Origin of the sequence: Amycolatopsis alkalitolerans (assembly GCF_006152065.1) — a bacterium.
GTDB classification, from domain to species: Bacteria; Actinomycetota; Actinomycetes; order Mycobacteriales; family Pseudonocardiaceae; genus Amycolatopsis_E; species Amycolatopsis_E alkalitolerans.
The window spans coordinates 435,249-452,274 of record NZ_VDFW01000001.1 but is presented as its reverse complement, the minus strand read 5'-3'; the positions used below and the strand labels follow the sequence as shown (position 1 = coordinate 452,274).

21 protein-coding genes and 1 pseudogene are annotated in these 17,026 nt (G+C 70.2%); 9 read left to right on the top strand and 13 right to left on the bottom strand.

What is annotated here, in order from left to right; genetic code table 11:
* Positions 1-138: 138 nt before the first annotated feature.
* From FG385_RS35235 to FG385_RS02010, 4 genes are all read left to right on the top strand, one after another.
* A complete protein-coding gene (locus FG385_RS35235; RefSeq protein ID WP_268815894.1) occupies positions 139-267 on the top strand; it encodes a hypothetical protein in 129 nt (42 codons plus the stop codon).
* A 305-nt stretch (positions 268-572) separates the two neighbouring features.
* Complete coding sequence (locus FG385_RS35230) at positions 573-707, top strand: hypothetical protein (RefSeq protein ID WP_268815893.1); 135 nt, start codon at positions 573-575, stop codon at positions 705-707.
* 68 nt (positions 708-775) lie between these two features.
* Positions 776-1,657 (top strand): SAM-dependent methyltransferase, encoded by an 882-nt coding sequence (locus FG385_RS02015; RefSeq protein WP_200834252.1) that lies wholly within the window; start codon positions 776-778, stop codon positions 1,655-1,657.
* A gap of 190 nt (positions 1,658-1,847) precedes the next feature.
* Positions 1,848-2,414: a L,D-transpeptidase gene (locus tag FG385_RS02010; protein ID WP_235022324.1), complete on the top strand. Its 567-nt coding sequence runs from the start codon at positions 1,848-1,850 to the stop codon at positions 2,412-2,414.
* 36 nt (positions 2,415-2,450) lie between these two features.
* On the opposite strand, the gene FG385_RS35405 is transcribed toward FG385_RS02010, so the two are convergent.
* The 4 genes and pseudogenes from FG385_RS35405 to FG385_RS01995 all read right to left on the bottom strand — a co-directional run bounded on the left by FG385_RS35405 (position 2,451) and on the right by FG385_RS01995 (position 4,557).
* Positions 2,451-2,861, bottom strand: a complete 411-nt coding sequence (locus FG385_RS35405) for an arsenate reductase ArsC (RefSeq protein WP_200834262.1) — start codon at positions 2,859-2,861, stop codon at positions 2,451-2,453.
* A gap of 30 nt (positions 2,862-2,891) precedes the next feature.
* Positions 2,892-3,128 (bottom strand): annotated as a pseudogene (locus FG385_RS35400) (three-helix bundle dimerization domain-containing protein); the annotation flags it as partial.
* Positions 3,125-4,204 carry an ACR3 family arsenite efflux transporter gene (gene arsB, locus FG385_RS02000; protein ID WP_139094814.1) on the bottom strand — a complete coding sequence of 360 codons (1,080 nt, stop codon included), beginning with the start codon at positions 4,202-4,204 and terminating at the stop codon, positions 3,125-3,127. The gene arsB and the pseudogene FG385_RS35400, both read right to left, overlap by 4 nt.
* Positions 4,201-4,557: an ArsR/SmtB family transcription factor gene (locus FG385_RS01995; protein WP_139094813.1), complete on the bottom strand. Its 357-nt coding sequence runs from the start codon at positions 4,555-4,557 to the stop codon at positions 4,201-4,203. The genes arsB and FG385_RS01995 overlap by 4 nt, the downstream gene beginning before the upstream one ends.
* Positions 4,558-4,649: 92 nt before the next feature.
* On the opposite strand from FG385_RS01995, the gene arsM reads away from it, so the two are divergent.
* Positions 4,650-5,462: an arsenite methyltransferase gene (gene arsM / locus FG385_RS01990; RefSeq protein ID WP_139094812.1), complete on the top strand. Its 813-nt coding sequence runs from the start codon at positions 4,650-4,652 to the stop codon at positions 5,460-5,462.
* A 121-nt stretch (positions 5,463-5,583) separates the two neighbouring features.
* On the top strand, positions 5,584-6,423 hold the full coding sequence (locus tag FG385_RS01985; RefSeq protein ID WP_139094811.1) for a helix-turn-helix domain-containing GNAT family N-acetyltransferase: 840 nt from the start codon (positions 5,584-5,586) through the stop codon (positions 6,421-6,423).
* Positions 6,424-6,637: 214 nt separating this feature from the next.
* Here FG385_RS01985 and FG385_RS01980 read toward each other — a convergent pair whose 3' ends face one another.
* Complete coding sequence (locus tag FG385_RS01980) at positions 6,638-7,828, bottom strand: erythromycin esterase family protein (protein ID WP_139094810.1); 1,191 nt, start codon at positions 7,826-7,828, stop codon at positions 6,638-6,640.
* Between the two features lie 86 nt (positions 7,829-7,914).
* On the opposite strand from FG385_RS01980, the gene FG385_RS01975 reads away from it, so the two are divergent.
* Positions 7,915-8,604 carry a TioE family transcriptional regulator gene (locus FG385_RS01975; protein ID WP_200834251.1) on the top strand — a complete coding sequence of 230 codons (690 nt, stop codon included), beginning with the start codon at positions 7,915-7,917 and terminating at the stop codon, positions 8,602-8,604.
* Here FG385_RS01975 and FG385_RS01970 read toward each other — a convergent pair.
* The gene (locus FG385_RS01970) at positions 8,582-9,784 is read right to left on the bottom strand and encodes a glycosyltransferase (protein ID WP_139094809.1); all 1,203 of its coding nucleotides are present in this window, start codon (positions 9,782-9,784) and stop codon (positions 8,582-8,584) included. The genes FG385_RS01975 and FG385_RS01970 overlap by 23 nt on opposite strands.
* A 96-nt stretch (positions 9,785-9,880) precedes the next feature.
* On the opposite strand from FG385_RS01970, the gene FG385_RS01965 reads away from it, so the two are divergent.
* On the top strand, positions 9,881-10,216 hold the full coding sequence (locus FG385_RS01965; protein ID WP_139094808.1) for a helix-turn-helix domain-containing protein: 336 nt from the start codon (positions 9,881-9,883) through the stop codon (positions 10,214-10,216).
* A gap of 9 nt (positions 10,217-10,225) precedes the next feature.
* Here FG385_RS01965 and FG385_RS01960 read toward each other — a convergent pair whose 3' ends face one another.
* Positions 10,226-10,816, bottom strand: a complete 591-nt coding sequence (locus FG385_RS01960; RefSeq protein ID WP_139094807.1) for a ClpP family protease — start codon at positions 10,814-10,816, stop codon at positions 10,226-10,228.
* Positions 10,813-11,439: a ClpP family protease gene (locus FG385_RS01955; protein WP_139094806.1), complete on the bottom strand. Its 627-nt coding sequence runs from the start codon at positions 11,437-11,439 to the stop codon at positions 10,813-10,815. The genes FG385_RS01960 and FG385_RS01955 overlap by 4 nt, the downstream gene beginning before the upstream one ends.
* A gap of 89 nt (positions 11,440-11,528) precedes the next feature.
* On the opposite strand from FG385_RS01955, the gene FG385_RS01950 reads away from it, so the two are divergent.
* Positions 11,529-12,896, top strand: a complete 1,368-nt coding sequence (locus FG385_RS01950; protein WP_139094805.1) for an outer membrane protein assembly factor BamB family protein — start codon at positions 11,529-11,531, stop codon at positions 12,894-12,896.
* On the opposite strand, the gene FG385_RS01945 is transcribed toward FG385_RS01950, so the two are convergent.
* The 5 genes from FG385_RS01945 to FG385_RS01925 are packed head-to-tail and all read right to left on the bottom strand — an operon-like array spanning position 12,851 to position 17,025.
* Positions 12,851-13,834, bottom strand: a complete 984-nt coding sequence (locus tag FG385_RS01945; protein WP_139094804.1) for an alpha/beta hydrolase family esterase — start codon at positions 13,832-13,834, stop codon at positions 12,851-12,853. The genes FG385_RS01950 and FG385_RS01945 overlap by 46 nt on opposite strands.
* The gene (locus FG385_RS01940; RefSeq protein ID WP_139094857.1) at positions 13,835-14,584 is read right to left on the bottom strand and encodes an amino acid ABC transporter ATP-binding protein; all 750 of its coding nucleotides are present in this window, start codon (positions 14,582-14,584) and stop codon (positions 13,835-13,837) included.
* 8 nt (positions 14,585-14,592) lie between these two features.
* A complete protein-coding gene (locus FG385_RS01935) occupies positions 14,593-15,345 on the bottom strand; it encodes an amino acid ABC transporter permease (protein ID WP_139094803.1) in 753 nt (250 codons plus the stop codon).
* Between the two features lie 7 nt (positions 15,346-15,352).
* Entirely contained in the window at positions 15,353-16,204 is an 852-nt protein-coding gene (locus FG385_RS01930) for an ABC transporter substrate-binding protein (RefSeq protein WP_139094802.1), read from the bottom strand.
* A complete protein-coding gene (locus FG385_RS01925; protein ID WP_139094801.1) occupies positions 16,201-17,025 on the bottom strand; it encodes a creatininase family protein in 825 nt (274 codons plus the stop codon). The genes FG385_RS01930 and FG385_RS01925 overlap by 4 nt, the downstream gene beginning before the upstream one ends.
* Between the last annotated feature and the right edge of the window lies 1 nt (position 17,026).

The following is a 17,026-nucleotide window of genomic DNA, read 5'->3' as shown; positions in this document are numbered from 1 at the left end:
AGGGGCACTGTCCTATATGGATTGCTTTGCCCGTGTCGTCCGAACCCAGACACCAATCGTTGGTGAGATCACCTCATTCTTCAAGACCGCAGTACCCGAACGGCCGAATGCAGGGCCGGAGTTGGCCGGACCAGGCGGTTGAAGATCGACACGAAGCCGCGCTGCGAGGTCATCATGCGCGAGGTCGCCGACGGGCGTGCGACGCAGATGCTCGCCGTGGGCGTGACCGCGCCACCCAGTGCCGTGCTCGTGTCGAGTCGCAAATAGTGCCGCCTTTTGCTCCACTTCCTCCGCGGTGTCCATAAAGGACGTATCGCAGCAGTGACGGCGAGTTGATCCCGCCGCGGCCGCAGCCTCCGGCCAGGGCAGACCAGCAGGACACCAACTCGAACGCCTCATGCGCCTCCCGGCTATCGAGGATGTAGTGGCGCGATTCGCGTGCCGCACGTTTCGAGTGCTTGGCGTTGCGCCGGGCTCAGGCGGTCCGGTCCGGTGGTGAGGGTGCACGTGTCGGGGCAGTGGCCTGTAGAGCGAGGGGATCGGCCAGGGCCGGGTGACTTTGGATCGTGTCCGTGGCGGCGGTGGCACGGTCGCGAGACCAGTCGAGCGCGGTGGCCAGCGTGTCCTGGGACGACGTCATGCGGGAGCGCCTCTTCGACCCGGTGGGCCTGACCAGCACGAACAGCCGGCACGATCACGTAGACTAAACCCGGGCGGCGACCGGGCATCTGATCCGGTCCCTGGACGAAGGCCAGAGATCCTGACCGACCTCGGTATGGTCACCATCCCGGACCTGCCTGCGCTGTACCTGACCCTGATCCTCGGCCCGACGCAGGCACAGTTCCTCCAGAAGCCGACCCCGCCCGCGTGCGCGGCGAACGAATTGCCAGCCAAGACGATCGGAATCCCAGAAGTGGATCTTCCCCGTAGCTTCACCATCCGCGAGCACAGCCATCGCATCCATAACCCGTTCACCAGCGAGAAACTGGCAGCCCTCGGCCAGGCGCTGAACCCACCGCCCGGCACCCGGATGCTCGACCTGGCCTGTGGCTCGGGCGAGATGCTGTGCACCTGGGCCCGCGATCACCACATCACCGGAACCGGCGTCGACATCAGCACCGTGTTCTTGGCCGCGGCCCGAGCACGAGCGCTCGAACTGGACGTCGCCGAGCAGGTCACCTTCACCCATGGCGACGCGTCGAACCACGTGGCCGACGATCCGGTGGACATCGGGTCGTGTGTCGGTGCGACCTGGATCGGTGGTGGCGTCGCCGGCACCGTGGACCTGCTCCGGCGCAGCCTGCGTCCCGGCGGCACGATGCTGATCGGAGAACCGTACTGGCGCCGGCAACCTCCGAACCAGGCCGCGATCGAAGGCTGTCACGCCACCAGCGAAGACGACTTCCGCCCGCTTCCGGACCTGCTGGAGCACTTCGGGGATCTCGGTTGTGATGTCGTGGAGATGGTCCTCGCCGACCAGGACAGCTGGGACCGCTACGTCGCGGCTCAGTGGCTCAGTGGCTCAGCATCCGCCGCTGGCTGGACGCACATCCCGAAGACGAGTTGGCCGAGCAGATGCGCACGGAACTCGCTTCCGCCCCCGCACGCTACGCCCGATACCAACGCGAATACCTCGGATGGGGCGTCTTCGCGCTGATGAACCGCTGACAGCGCCCGATGGCCCGGCACGGGGACTCACTTACAGGCCGGGGTGCTCGGCAAGATCTCAAGCGGCCGCGGTGTCGGGCACCCGCGACCGGACCGGAGCCGGGCGGCGTGGACATGCGGGTCACGCCCCCGGGTGCTGAGGTAGCGTTGCTTCCCCGAGAACCGTCGAACGGGTGGTGGTGACGATCAGGCGCGCGAAGCTGGGACGAAGCCGGGGCTTGACGATGCTGGCACTGTCCATTTTGACCGCGTTGACCGGTTGGACCTTGGTTCGCGTCTCCGGCGAGTCCGCCGCGGCGCCCTCGCCGGTGAAGCATCCGGCACCGGTGGCCGCCGCGACGACCGCCCCGGCGCCGCCGGCCACGGGCGGGCAACAGGCCGTGGTGGTGAACCAGTGCCCGCCCAGCGCGGTGGCCTGTGTCGACGAGCAACTCCGGATCAGCTGGCTACAACAGGACGGGAAGGTCGTCTACGGCCCGGTTCCGGTGATGCCCGGCACCGCGGGCGCGGACGATTCAGTGGCCACTCCCACGGGCGTGTTCCACGTGCAGTGGAAGGACGCCCATCACGTCAGCTCCGAATTCAATGAGCCGATGACCAACGCGGTGTTCTTCGCCGCCGGTGGCATCGCCTTTCACGAGGGAAGTCTCGTGTCCAGTTCGCACGGCTGTGTCCACCTCTCCCCCGCCGATTCGGCGCGCTACTACGCGGCCCTTCCCGTCGGCGCGGAAGTCGCGGTGTTCTAGAAACCGTTCAACGATCCGGCGGAGACGGGCCGGATTTCAGGCGCCGGCCGGCACGAGTTCGGCCAGCAGGGCGCGGACGCGGCGGTCGATCTCGTCGCGGATGGGGCGGACCTGGTCCACGGACTTGCCCGCGGGGTCGTCGAGTTGCCAGTCGAGGTAGCGCTTGCCGGGGAAGACGGGACAGGCGTCGCCGCAGCCCATGGTGATGACGACGTCCGCGGCTTCGACGGCTTCGGTGGTGAGGGGCTTGGGGAATTCCTTCGACAGGTCGAGTCCGAGTTCCTTCATGACCTCGACGACGGCAGGGTTGATCGAGTCGACGGGTGCCGATCCCGCGGAGCGCACGACGACGCGGCCCTGTGCGTGGTGGTCGAGCAGCGCGGCGGCCATCTGCGAGCGACCGGCGTTGTGGACGCACACGAAAAGGACTTCGGGCGTGGTGGACACGGTGACTCCTTGGGTCTTGGCGACGGCTTCGAGGCGTTCCCGGGCGAAGCGAGCCGCCAGGACGGGCAGGTGGGTGCGGATGCGGGCGTGGGCGGCGAGGCGGTCGTAGGAGTCCTCGATGAGGGCTTCGACGGTTTCGATGGAGAACACGCCGCGGAAGTGGCCGGCGAGTTCGTCGGCTTCGCGGCCCAGGAGCGTGTGGACGTGGGTGGCCGACAGCCGGCAGTCTTCGAGATCCTGACAGGCGGGTTCGCCGGGTCGGCTCATGATCTCTCCACTGTGGACTGTGCGAAGCGCCGGCGGAGCGCCAGGGACACGTAGACCAGGGCGACGAGCACCGGCACTTCGATCAGCGGGCCGACGACGCCGGCGAGTGCCTGACCGCTGGTGACACCGAACGTGGCGATCGCGACGGCGATGGCGAGTTCGAAGTTGTTGCCCGCGGCGGTGAACGCGAGCGTGGTGGTGCGTTCGTAGCTCAGCCCGATGACCTTGCCGAACAGGTAGGACCCGGCCCACATGAGGGCGAAATAGGCCAGCAGCGGCAGGGCGATACGGGCGACGTCGAGCGGGCGGCTGGTGATCTGGTGCCCCTGCAGAGCGAACAGGATCACGATCGTGAACAGCAGCCCGTACAGTGCGATCGGGCCGATCTTGGGCAGGAACCGGTTCTCGTACCAGTCGCGTCCCTTGCCGCGCTCCCCCAGCCGCCGCGACAGGTAGCCGGCGACGAGCGGGATCCCGAGGAAGATGAGCACGCTCTTGGCGATCTGCCATCCCGACACCGCGAGGCTGGTGGTCTCCAGGCCGAGCCAGCCGGGCAGCACCGACAGGTAGAACCAGCCGAGCACGCCGAACATGATCACCTGGAACACGGAGTTGAGTGCGACCAGCACCGCGGCGGCCTCGCGGTCGCCGCACGCGAGGTCATTCCAGATGATCACCATCGCGATACAGCGCGCGAGCCCGACGATGATCAGCCCGGTGCGGTACTCGGGCAGATCCGGCAGCAGCAGCCACGCGAGGGCGAACATCAGCGCCGGCCCGACGAGCCAGTTGAGGATCAGCGAGGGCAGCAGCAGCTTGCGGTCGCGGGTGACGGTGTCGAGCCGGTCGTAGCGGACCTTCGCCAGCACCGGGTACATCATGACCAGCAGCCCGAGCGCGATGGGAAGCGAAATCCCGTCGATGGCGACGGCGTTCAGGCCGGCCTCCAGACCCGGGATCCACCGGCCGGCCAGCAGGCCGGCGACCATCGCGGCGGCGATCCAGACCGGCAGGAACCGGTCCAGTGTGGACAGTTTGCCGACGACGGTGGCCGGCGCGGTGCTGGTGGTGGTCACGCGGTCACCGCCGCGGCCGGCTGCAGCAACGTGGACAGGCGGGCGAGGGTGTCGGGCTCGGCCCGGTAGTAGATCCACGTGCCGCGCCGCTCGCCGGTGATCAGCCCGGACTCGCGCAGCACCTTGAGGTGGTGTGAGATCGTCGGACCGGTCAGGTCGAACGCGCCGATCAGATCGCACACACAGGCTTCACCCCCGTCGTGCGAGCCGATCAGCGACAGCAGCCGCAACCGGACCGGATCACCCACGGCCTTGAACATCCGCGCCAGCTCGACGGCCTGCGGTTCGGTCAACGGTTCCCGCACCAGCGGCGTGCAGCACACGTCGTCCACGATCGGCAACTGATTCGACATGGCTCTATTTAAACAGATGCCTATCTTGACGTCCATCGAGTCAAGGTGCAGGCTATTCATCGACAGTGGTCGATGAACCAGGGAGATGCGTGATGGTGGATCAAGACGAGCGCGTACGCGAACAGGTCCGCGAGCGGTACGCCGCGGCGGCGGTGGCGGTCAGCGGCGGCGAGCGGGGTTCGTGTTGCGGCGAGGGATCGTGCTCCCCGAGCGAGCTCACCGGCGGCCTCTACGGCGACCTGACCGGCGAGGACCTGCCCGATGAGGCGGTACTGGCCAGCCTCGGGTGCGGGAACCCGCTGGCCGTCGCCGAGCTTCGCGAGGGCGAGACGGTGCTGGATCTCGGTTCCGGCGGCGGGATCGACGTCCTGCTGTCCGCGCGCCGCGTCGGTCCGTCGGGCAAGGTGTACGGGCTGGACATGACCGAAGAGATGCTCGCCCTCGCCCTGGACAACGCCCGCAAGGCCGGCGCGGGCAATGTCGAGTTCCTCAAGGGCCACATCGAGGCCGTCCCGCTGCCCGCGAACCGGGTCGACGTGGTCATCTCGAACTGCGTGATCAACCTGTCGGTGGACAAGCCCGCGGTGTTCGCGGAGATGTTCCGCGTGCTGACCCCGGGCGGGCGCATCGGGATCAGTGACGTCGTCGCGGACGACGAACTCACCCCGGCCGACCGCGCCGCGCGCGGGGACTACGTCGGTTGTATCGCCGGAGCGTTGTCGTTCACCGAGTACCGGGACGGGCTCGCCGCGGCCGGGTTCACCGACATCGGCATCACCCCCACCCACGCGGCAGCCGACGGGATGCACTCGGCGATCGTGCGCGCCACCAAACCCGCCGACGCGCCGGCCCGGATCGCGGTGCCGCTCACGGACGCCTCGCCGTCGGAGGGGTGCTGCGGCTGAGGTTCGGGCGAGCCGGCGAGAACGGGTGAAGGTGAGTCGGGCAGTGTGGGCCCGTTCGCCAGCCTGCCTTTATCGACCGTCATCGATTGACGCGACTGGGGATCGCGCCGATACTGATCGCATGACGACCACGGCCGCTCAGGCGAACGTCCTGCCCGACCACGAGGCGGCCACCTACGCCGGCTGGTTCGCCTGCCTGGCCGAGCCCACGCGGGTGCGGCTCCTGCACGCGGTCGCCACCGCGCCCCGTGGGCTGACCGTCGGGCAGCTCACCGAGACGCTCGGCATCTCGCAGTCCACCTGCTCGCATCACGTCCGCAAGCTCGCGGACGTCGGCTTCGTGCTGATGCGCAAGGAAGGCACCGCGACCTGGGTGACCGTCAACGCCGCCTGCTGCACGGGGCTCCCCCACGCCGCGGACGCCGTCATGGGGCTGCTCGCCCCGCGCCCCTGCTGCCCCGCCGACGTCCCCAGCGGTGTCGTCGTCCGTGCCCTGCACGACGAGGACTGGCCCGCAGTGCGGCGCATCTACGGCGAAGGCATCGACACCGGTACCGCGACTTTCGAAACCAGCGTCCCCAGCCGCGCCGCGCTCGACCGGAGATGGCTACCGGAGCACCGCTGGGTCGCCGAACTCGGCGGCGATGTCGTCGGCTGGGCCGCCGCCGCACCCGTGTCCGCCCGCGAGTGCTACTCCGGCGTCGCCGAAACCTCCCTCTACGTCGCCGACGGCCACCGCGGCCAGGGCATCGGCAAAGCCCTGGTCCGCCGGCAGGTGATGGCGGCCGACGACGCCGGGATCTGGACCCTGCAAACCTCCATCTTCACCGAAAACCGCGCCAGCATCGGCCTGCACCACGCCGCCGGCTACCGCACCATCGGCATCCGCGAACGCATCGCCCAGCGCGACGGCACGTGGCACGACACCGTCCTCGTCGAACGCCGCAACGACATCGGTTAGGCAGCACCCGAATTTGCCCGTTGCGGCGGTGAGTTGGCTCGCTGCGGTGCCGAGTTGGCTGGTCCGGTTGCTGAGTTTGCTCTCGGCGAGGGCGGTCGGCCAACTCGGTGACGCCTCGAGCCAACTCGGTAACGCGAGGGGCCAACTCGATGCCCTGGCAAGCAAACACACCCGCGCGAGGGCAACAAGATCACGAGACGCTGCGCCGCTGGATTTACCAGTATTGATGCCGCTTTCCGTCGGTGTCCGTGATGAAGACGACCGCTGCGGCGCCGTCGAGGTCCGCGGGAGCCAACGGGATATGGCCGGGCACGATCGGTGCGCTCGGGCCGATCGACGGCGGAAGCGCGGCGCGCAGGGCCGGTGCCGGAAACAATGTGCGGCGGGTAGTCGCCTCGGCCAGCACGCGCTGGAGCGTGCCCGGTTCGCTGTCGGGGCTGGCGTCGGTCGCCACGAACTGGTAGCGCTCCCCGAGCGCGAGCCCGACGAGCGCGCCGGCATTCCCCCAGCGCACGTCCGGTGACTGCCTGCGTTGCAGATGCGCGTTGTGTGCGAACACGAAAGTCGGCCCGCGCCGCTGTTCCTGCGCGACGATCGTCAGGAGGTTCTCGGCGATCATTTCGGCGCGCAGACTGCCCAGGGTCTCGATGCGGTCGGGGGCGGGGCCGGCCATGGCCGCGTGATAACGCAACAGGCCCTGGGCCGTGCGCGCGTGTGCGAGGGCGCGGTGGTAGCCGTCCGGGTCGGCCGCGCGCAGACTAGGTGCCGCGCGGCGCAGCGCGCTGGCCAGATCGTCCGCGACGACACGCAGGGCGAGCGCGCGATCGGAGCCGCCGACCGATGCCGCCGGATCGAACATGGCCGCCTCGTTCGTCCAGTCCCCGTCACGGCCGAGTAGCGCATCGAGGTCACGGGCTGAGGCCGGCCGCAGCGCCGCCGGCAGGCAGTCGTTGACCGCGAACAGTGCGCGCCGCGGGCTTGGCGCGCCGGCGTACTCCACTGGCGCGTCGCAGCCGTAGAAGCGAACCCGGTCTGCCGGTGCGCGGCCGGCGTTGTGCGCGCGGAGCCATTCGACGAGTTCCCGGTTGCCCGGCACGCCGCCGAACCCGTGACTGAATCCGGTCGCGAGCACGGTGTCGATCTCGGCCGGCGCACCGGCCACGTAGTCGTCCACAATGGACGCGGCGAAGAAGTCGGTTTCCAGCACGATCGACCGGTATCCCTGCTCGACGAGGTGGCCGAGGATTTCGTTGCGCAGCAAGGAGAACGCCTCGATCCCGTGAGTCGGCTCGCCGAGCGCGAGCAGAGCAGGCCGCTCGGTGAGCAGTTCGTCGAGGGCACGGCCGAGCCGGGCCGGGTCGTCGAGCGGGCGGCTGATGGCATCCAGCGATGCGAGAGTGGACATACCTTTGACGGTATCGTTGAAGGTTCGAGTGAAACTTCGGCGAAGTCGACCTGGTCTTTCGAGACTGAAGCCTCAAACGGGGGTGCATGCTGCGACCCATCGACCTCGCGCGCGAGCACGGGTTGTCCGCACAGGCGATCCGCAACTACGACGACGCCGGTATCTTGCCGCCGACCGAGCGCGGCGAGACCGGCTACCGGCGCTACACGCCCTTGCACGCTCAGGCGCTACGCGCGTTCCTTGCCTTGCGCACGGGCCACGGGCACCAGCAGGCAGCGGAGATCATGCGCGCGATCAACCGCGGCGACGTCGAGTCCGCGTACCGGCTCATCGACGGCGTTCACGTCGCGCTGCTCGCCGAACGCGAAACCCGCACCGAGGTCGCCACCGCGCTGGGCAGCCTCTCCGCCACCCCTGTCCACCGCCGTCCGCTGACCGTGGGCGAGCTCGCGCACCGGCTCGGCGTGCACCCGGCGACGCTGCGCACCTGGGAGACGCAGGGCATCCTGCGTCCCGAACGGGACCGCGCGACCGGTTACCGCCACTACGGACCAGGCGACGTGCGCGACGCCGAGATCGCCCGGCAGCTACGCCGAGGTGGCTACCCGCTGCCCCGCGTCGCGCGATTCGTCGATTCGCTGCACGAGGCAGGCGGCGCCGACGCCTTGAGCGCCTTCCTCGACTCCTGGCAGGAAAGGCTGACCGCCCGCGGCCGCAACCTTCTCGCCGGGGCCGCCCAACTCGATGCCTACCTCATTCTGCTCGATCAGGCGTAGCGAGGAGCAGCTTCGCGGCCATCGTGGCCCCGTCGGTGCGGATCGTCCCAGCGATGGCCTTGGCTCGCGTTCGGGTCTCGGGTGCCAGGGCCGTGGTGAGGGCGGCCGACAGGGAGTCGACGGTCGGCGCCGGGCCGTCGTGTGCCACCCCGATGCCCAACTCGGCCACCCGCCCGGCCCAGTACGGCTGGTCCGCGATCTGCGGCACGATCACCTGGGGCGCGCCGGCACGCGCGGCCGTCGTCGTGGTGCCCGCGCCGCCGTGGTGCACGACGGCGGCCACCCGGCGGAACAGTGCCTGCTGGTTGACCTCGCCGACGACGAAGCAGTCGCCACCGCTCGCGGTCAGCCCGGCCCAGCCGCGAGCGAGCAGGACCCGGCGTCCCCGCGCGCGGATCGCCTCGATGGCCACCCGGGCGATGTCCGTCGAGACGTGGGCGGCCATGCTGCCGAATCCCACGTACACGGGCGGCTCGCCTGCTTCCAGGAACGCCTCCAGCCCGTCCGGGAGCGGGCGGTCGTCCGGCACGAGCCACGCCCCGGTCTGCACCACGTCGAGGTCCGTCATGCCCCGGGACGGGCACAGCGTCGGATCCGCCGCCAGCCACGGCCGGTCGCTGAAGACGTGGTCGCGGACGTTGTCCACGGGTGGCAGCCCGATGGCCGCCCGCTGGCGGTTGAGCGCCTCGCCGTACAAGGCATTCACCCGCTGGGCGTCCCGCTCCCACAGCGCCCGCCGGTCGGTTTCGTCCCGCGGGGACGGCGTGCCCGGCCGCGCCAGCGGAGGACGGTGCCGCGACGGCAGCCCGAGGAAGTGGAAGCAGGCGAGCACGTAGCGGATGCCCAGTTTCTCGGCCACGTCCCGCGCGCCGGCCGGCATCAGGCCAGTCGCCACCAGCGCGTCACATCCCTCGGCCGCCGCGGTGAGCGTGCCGAACCGCGCGGCGACCAGCTCGGCCGCGAGCCGGAACGCGTCCGGCCGCTCGCCGGTCACCACCGAGCGCACCGCCGGACCGAGCGGCACCAGCGGAACGCCGGCACGCGCCAGCAGCTTCGCGAACTCCTCGTCCGGCGGCGCGCACACCCGCGCCTCGGCACCGAGTTCCCGCAACGCGACCGCGAGCCCCGCCAGCGGTTCGACGTCCCCGCGCGATCCCCACGACGTCAACAACACACGCACCCGGGCCTCCCCCGTTCCTGGCTTCGGCCGGCCATTCTATTTCCGCCGTGAGCGGAACCGCTGCCCTCGGCGCCGGGCCGCTGCCAGGATGGCGACGTGGCCGAAATCTTGCCGTTCCATCACAAGCGCAGCCCGAAGCCGGAACCGCTCTGGCGCGAGGTGCTGGGCCGGCGTCTGCGTGCGACCAGGGAGGAGCAGGGCGACCGCCTCGTCGACATCGCGGAGCGGGCCGGTATCTCGCCGCAGTACCTGTCCGAAATCGAACGCGGCCGCAAGGAGCCCTCGAGCGAGATGATCGCCGCGGTCACCGGTGCGCTGGGCGTCGCACTGGCCGATCTGCTCTCCGGGGTCGCGGGCGAAATCCGGCGGCACCACAGCATGGATCTCGCGGTCCGGCGCCGGCCGTCGGGACCCGTGCTGATGGCTGCCTGAACGCAGGCCTCAGATCCGGTGGTCGAGGACGTGGTCCGCGAGCCCGTAGCCGACCGCGCCCGCCGCGTCGAACACCCGGTCCCGGTCGGTGTCGTGCCGCAGGTCCTCGACCGCGCGGCCGGTGTGTGCCGACAGGATCTCCTCCAGCTGAGTGCGCACCCGCACCACCTCGTCGGCCTGCAGGATGAGGTCCGGGATGGCGCCGCGGCCCTGCGCCGCGGGCTGGTGCAGCACCACCCGGCTGTGGGGCAGCACGGCGCGGCGACCGGTCTCGCCCGCGGCCAGCAGCACCGCACCGGCCGCGACAGCCTGGCCGACGCACGTCGTCGCCACCGGCGCCTTGATGTAGCGCATGGTGTCGTAGAGCGCGAGCATCGCGGACGGGTCACCGCCCTCGGAGTTGACGTACATGTTGATCTCCCGTTCCGGGTTGTCCGCCTCCAGGTGCAGCAACTGGGCGATCAGCGCGTTCGCGACGCCGGAGTCGATCGCGGTGCCGAGATAGACGATCCGCGACGACAGCAGATGCGAGTAGACGTCCAGGATCCGCTCGCCGTTCGAGCTGCGCGTGATGACGTTCGGGATGGTGTACGAACTCATGCGCGTGCCCCCGCCGTGGAGCCGAGCCCCAGTTGGTACGTGCGCACGGGTACGACCTGGCCGAGATCGTCGACGACGTGATCGATGAAGCCGTACTCGCGCGCTTGCCCCGTGGTGAACCAGCGGTCGTGCAGCGAGTCGGCGAAGATCCGCTCGAGCGGCTGGCCGGTGTCCTCCGCGATGAGCCCGAGCACCGTGTCCCTGGTGTGCCGCAGATCGTCCGCCTGCACCTGGACCTCGACCGCCGATCCGCCGATCCCCGCCGAGCCCTGGTGCATCAGGATGCGAGCGTGGGGCAGCGCGAACCGTTTGCCCGGCGTGCCCGCCGACAGCAGGAACTGCCCCGCACTGCACGCCAGTCCCAGCGCGAGCGTGGCCACATCACACGGCACGAGCCGCATCACGTCGCGGATGGCCAGCATCGCGGGGACCGAGCCGCCCGGCGAGTGGATCCACAGCGCGACATCCCGTTCGGGATCTTCGCCGGCGAGGGAGAGTAGCTGGGTGGCGAGCACCGTCCCGTTGTCGTCGTCGAGCGCGCCGTCGAGGACCAGCACCCGCTGGCTGAAGAACCGTTCGCGGAGCCGGTGATCGAACAGCGGCTGCTTCTCGTCGTTGGTCATGGCCCCGAGCATGCCGCCGCCCCGGCACCGGTCCCGGGTTTCTCTGCCGTGAGCAGATCCGCCCTCGGCAGACGGGCAGACTGTCCGGCATGAGACGTATCGCCCTCATCGCGATCCTGCTCGTCACGCTCTCCGCGTGCTCGTCGCCCGCGCCGGCCCCGGCACCTGACCCGGCGCCGACAGCCCGTTCGGCGGTCGCGGGCCCGCCGCGCCCGGTCGGTGCGACCGACTGGCCGACCTACCACCACGACAACGCGCGCACCGGCGTCGCGGCCGGGGTGCCACCGCTGGGGACGCTCACGCGGGCGTGGAGCGCGCGGCTCGACGGCGCCGTCTACGGCCAGCCGCTGGTGCTCGGTGACACGATCATCGCGGCCACCGAGAACGACACGGTGTACGGCCTGTCGGCGACCGACGGGCACATCGTGTGGTCGCGGCATCTCGGTGATCCGCAGCCGCTGTCGGACCTGCCGTGCGGCAACATCGACCCGCTGGGCATCACCGGCACCCCGGCCTACGACCCCGCGACCGGGCTCGTGTTCGTGGTCGCCGAACTGCGCGGCGGCGCGCACCTGCTCGCGGGGCTCGACGTGGCCTCCGGGGAGATCGGGCTCAGCCGTCCCGTGGAACCGCCGCGCGGCGACCGGACGGTGCACCAGCAGCGAGCCGCGCTCACCGTGCTCGACGGGTACGTCGACATCGCCTACGGCGGTCTTTACGGCGACTGCGGCGACTACGTCGGCTCGGTCGTGGCGGCGCCGACCACGGGGCTGGGCCCATTGCGCACGTACGCGGTTCCGACCCCGCGTGAGGGCGGGATCTGGGCGCCCGGTGGCGCGGCGCTGGCCGGCGACAAGCTGCTGTACGCGGTCGGCAACGGCGAGTCCACTTCGGACTATGACCACAGCGACTCGATTCTCGCGCTGACCCCGGGCCTCACCCTCGCCGACTCGTTCAGCCCGGCGTCATGGGCCGACGACAACAGCAACGACCTGGACCTCGGCTCGATGGGGCCGACCGTGGTAGGCGACCACGTCTACGCCAACGGCAAACGCGGTGTCGGTTACGTCCTCGACGGCGGTCACCTCGGCGGCGTCGGCGGCGAGGTCGCCCAGCAGCGTGTCTGCCCGGCCTACGGCGGCAGCGCGGTGGACGGGCAGAGCATGTACCTGCCTTGCAGCGACGGGGTGCGCCGCGTGGACGCCGCCCCAGGCGGCCGGCTGACCGTGCGCTGGCAGGCGCCCGCGCAGGTCGCCGGTTCGCCGGTCGTCGGCGGCGGCGCCGTCTGGGCCGTCGACGCGAGCGGCGGCGTGCTGTACGCGCTGGATCCGGGAACCGGCGCGGTGCGGGCGCAGGTGCCGGTAGGCCCGATGCCGCGGTTCGCGTCTCCGGCACTGTCCGGCAACCGGGCCTACCTCGGCTCCACGTCCGGAGTGGTGGCGATCGACGGCGCGTGAGTCAGCGGGTGGGCGAGGAAGAAGTCCCACAGCACCCGAGTCGCGGAGATCGTCTGCGTAGCCGAGCCCGGGCCGCTGTCGACGAGTTCGCCCGGCCAGGTGTGACCGGCGCCCTCGATGCGGTAATGCACGACGTCGGATCCGGCGGCGCAGCCGGTGAAGGCGAACTCGAGCACGTCGCTCCCGATCGCGGTGGTGGTCGCCGGACCGCAGTAGTCGTGGTCGGCCCAGCCTTGAATCCAGTCCATCAGCGCGGGCAACGGCTCACCGTGGCTGCTGGCCTCCCCCTCGTAGCCCACGATGGGGTCCGCGGTGCCATGGAAGTCCACTATGGACACCGGGCGGCCCGGGCGGCAGCCCTGGGCCGTTTCCGGGTAGAACGCCCCGGCGACGGTCGCGAACGCCGCGATCCGGTTCGGCAACCGGCACGCCAGCAAGGCCGTGAACCCGCCGCCGTTCGACTTCCCGGTCGCGTAGATCCGTTGGGGGTCGGCACACACCGTTGACTGCAGACGGTCGAGGAGATCGCTGACGAACAGCACATCGTCCGAGGGTGGCTGGTAGGGCGCGCCCTGCCAGGCCGGTTCGTCCGCCTCGCCGGGGAGGCCGACCGGGTAGACGACGATGGCGTCGAGCGCGTCGAGACCGGAGAACGCCTCGATATCGGACCCGTTGCCCTTGCGGCCGTGGAACGCGAGCACCACCGGCAACCGCCGCGCCGGATCGTAGTTCGCGGGTAGGTGCATCAGGTAGTTCCGCTGGTAGCCACCGGATTCCAGGCCCAGCCTGGTGGTCTGGCCGGGTACCGATGGCGGCGCGAGGAGACACCCCGTCGTGGGGACCGGATGGTCCTCGGGCCCCTCGTCCGCGGCCGCGGCAGGCGCGAGCGCGGCGAGGGTGAGCGCCGCGGCGAACGGCGCGAGCATCCGAAGGTTCATCTACAACACCTGTTCCAGGAAGGTGCGCAGGCGAGGGCTGCGCGGGGCGTCGAAGAACTCTTCGGGCGACGCGGTTTCGATGAGGCGGCCGTGATCGAGGAAGGCGACCTGGTGGGCGACCTCGCGGGCGAAGCGCATCTCGTGGGTGACCACGATCATCGTCATGCCGCGGGACGCCAGCTCGCGCATCACGCCGAGCACGCCCTTGACCAGCTCGGGGTCAAGCGCGGAGGTCGCCTCGTCGAAAAGCATGACCTCCGGGTTCATCGCGAGCGAGCGGGCGATCGCGACCCGTTGCTGCTGCCCGCCGGAAAGCTGCGCCGGACGGCGGTCCTCGAGCCCGGCGAGCCCGACCGAGTCCAGTTCGCGCCGCGCGATCGTGGCGGCCTCGTCCCGGGACCGGCCGAGAACCTGTTGCTGCGCAAGGGTCACGTTGTCCAGTACGGTCCGGTGCGGGAAGAGGTGGAACCGCTGGAACACCATGCCGACGCGGCTCCGGATCCGGTCGATGTCCGCGCCCCGGTCGGTGATCGCCTCGTCCCCGACGAGCACCCGGCCGGAGTCCGGGACCTCGAGCAGGTTCGTGCAGCGGAGCAAAGTGGACTTTCCCGATCCGGACGGGCCGACGATGCACGTGGTCGTGCCGCCCGGAACGTCGAGTTCGATCTCGCGCAGCACGGGTGTCGCGCCGAACGACTTGCTGATCCGCTCGTAGCGCACGGCGGTCCGGACGGGGGCTTCGGTGGTCATCGTGGTCCTCATGCGACGGCCTCCTCGGCGGGCACGGGCTGGGGTTTCGGCGCGCCGGGCCGGCCGTCGCGCAGCCGCCGGTCCCACGCGTTGACCGCGTAGGTCAGCGGGACGGTGATGGCGAGGTAGATCAGGCCGGCCGCGACGAGCGGCGCCAGCGACGCGTTGTTCACCGCGGTGTCCTGCGCGATCGCGAACATCTCCCGTTGCCCGGAGGCCAGCCCGAGCAGGTAGACGAGCGCGGTGCTCTTGATCACCAGGATGAACTGGCCGGTCAGCGCGGGCAGGACCCGCCGGATGCCGATCGGGATGACGATCAGCCGCATCGTCTTCAGGTGCGCCAGCCCGAGGCTGCGGGCGGCCTCCACGATGCCGGGCTCGACGCTCTGGAAGCCGGACCGGAAGATCTCGGCCATGTAGGCGCCCTCCATCAGCCCGATCGCCAGCGCCGCGTACCCGTAGGTCCAGTCACCGAACACCGTCAGCCCGGCCAGCGGGAGCCCTTGCCCGATCAGGTAGACGGACAGGATGTGCGGCAGGCCGCGCAGTACGTCCACGTAGATCCGGCAGGGCATCCGCACCGCACGGAAGCGCGACATCAGGCCGCCGGCGAACACGATCCCGATCACCAGGCCGATCGCGGACGCGAGCACGGCCAGCAGCAGGGTGTTGAGCAGCCCCTCACGCAGCAGTTGCAGGAGCGTGCCGCCGATCATCGGCAGGTCGAAGAAGGTGTCCAGGAAGTGCCTCAGACCGTCCATCGTGCCCTCACGATCCGCCGTGCGCCGGGCGCTGCGCCATGCCCGGGTACGCGTTCAGCAGTTCCTGCGGGATGAGCATGCCCGGCGGGTTCCACTTGTCGAACAGCGCGGTATACGTGCCGTCCGCGATGACCGCGGTGAGCGCGTCGTCGAGCGCCTTCTTCAGCGGACCACGGTCCTTGGCGACGGGGAACGCCGTCTGCGCCGTCGTGATCGCTTCGGTGGCGGTGAAGGCCGGGTGCTGGGACAGCAGCTGTGAGGTGGTCGCGGTGCCGGTGAACAGCCCGTCGACCTGCCCGGCGGTCAGCCCGTTGGCGCTCGCCGCGATGTTCGGGAACTCCTTGATCTGGATGGTCGGCACCTTCTCCTTCAGCAGCGGGATCAGCTCGCTGCCACGGGTGACCGCCACCGTCTTCCCGGCCGCGGAGTCCACTGTGGCCAGTGCGGCCGCCTTGCGGGAGATCAGCTGCGCCTGGCCGAACGACACCGGCTTCGTGAAGTCGGTGACCTCCTGGCGCGGCGGCGTGACCAGCGTGCCGAACGCGGCCGAGTCGTAGGTGTGGTTGCGGACGTTGGGCAGCATGCTGGCGAAGTCTGTGGCCACATAGGACGGTTCGAGACGCATCTTCTTCGCCATCGCCTCGGTCAGCTCGATCAGGAACCCGGCCGGCTTCCCGTTCTCCACAAAGGACGTCGGCTTGTCGTCGGAGCGGAACGCGAGCTTGAGCTGCCCGGGGGCGATCGTGCCGAGCTGGTTGCTGCCGGAGCTGGCGGCGCCTCCGCAGGCGGCCAGCGTCACCGAGGCCACGAGCGAGAGGGCCGCCACACCGAGAAGTCGTCGGTTCAGTGCGGCTTTCATGGTTTCTCCACTCCGATTGCGGGTTTGCGGTCGGGCAGGTCGAGCAGTTCTCGCAGAAACCCGGCGATGCGCTCGACTGCGGTGGTGATCAGCCGGGCGCCCGCCTCCTTGCCTGCCGCGCGTGCGTCACCGAGGTTGCCGGTGGCCGAAAGCGCGTCATAGCCCTGCGGGAAATGGATTCCCGGCTGGCTCCGGGACAGCCGGCCGGCCGGGTCGAGATCGTCCACAGTAGAACTTCCACGGGCGAGCCGCTCTTCGAGCACCAGCTCCGGATCGACGAAGATCGCCTGCGAGGTCTCGATTTCACAACTGTGGCCCCGGATCTCGCTCAGCGCGAGTTCACTGGCCACATCGGACACCACGGGCGTGATGCCACTCCACGCGATGTGCAGGGCGGGCAGATCGCCCCTCAGCCGCGAGACGGCGACCTCGACGGCAGCGTTGTTGCCACCGTGCCCGGTCAGCACGAACACCTTCCGCCAGCCGTGCCGGTGCAGGCTCGTGACCAGCTCGTAGACCATCTGCTGCAGGGTGACCGGCGAAAGCGTGAGAGTGCCGGGGAAGGCCATATGGTGCTCCGACACTCCCACCGGGATCACGGGCGCGACCACGACGCGCGGGTTCAGCCGCTCGGCCACCAGATCGGCGACGACCTCGGCGCGGGTCGTGTCGGTGCGCTGCGCCATCGCGGGCCCGTGTTGCTCGCACGCGCCGAGTGGCACGATCGCGACCGGCGCGTACTGCCTCAGCCCGGCGATCTCGGGCCAGGTCAGGTCCGCGAGCCGGTGCGAGCGCAGCACGAAATGATCGGGGGACGCCATG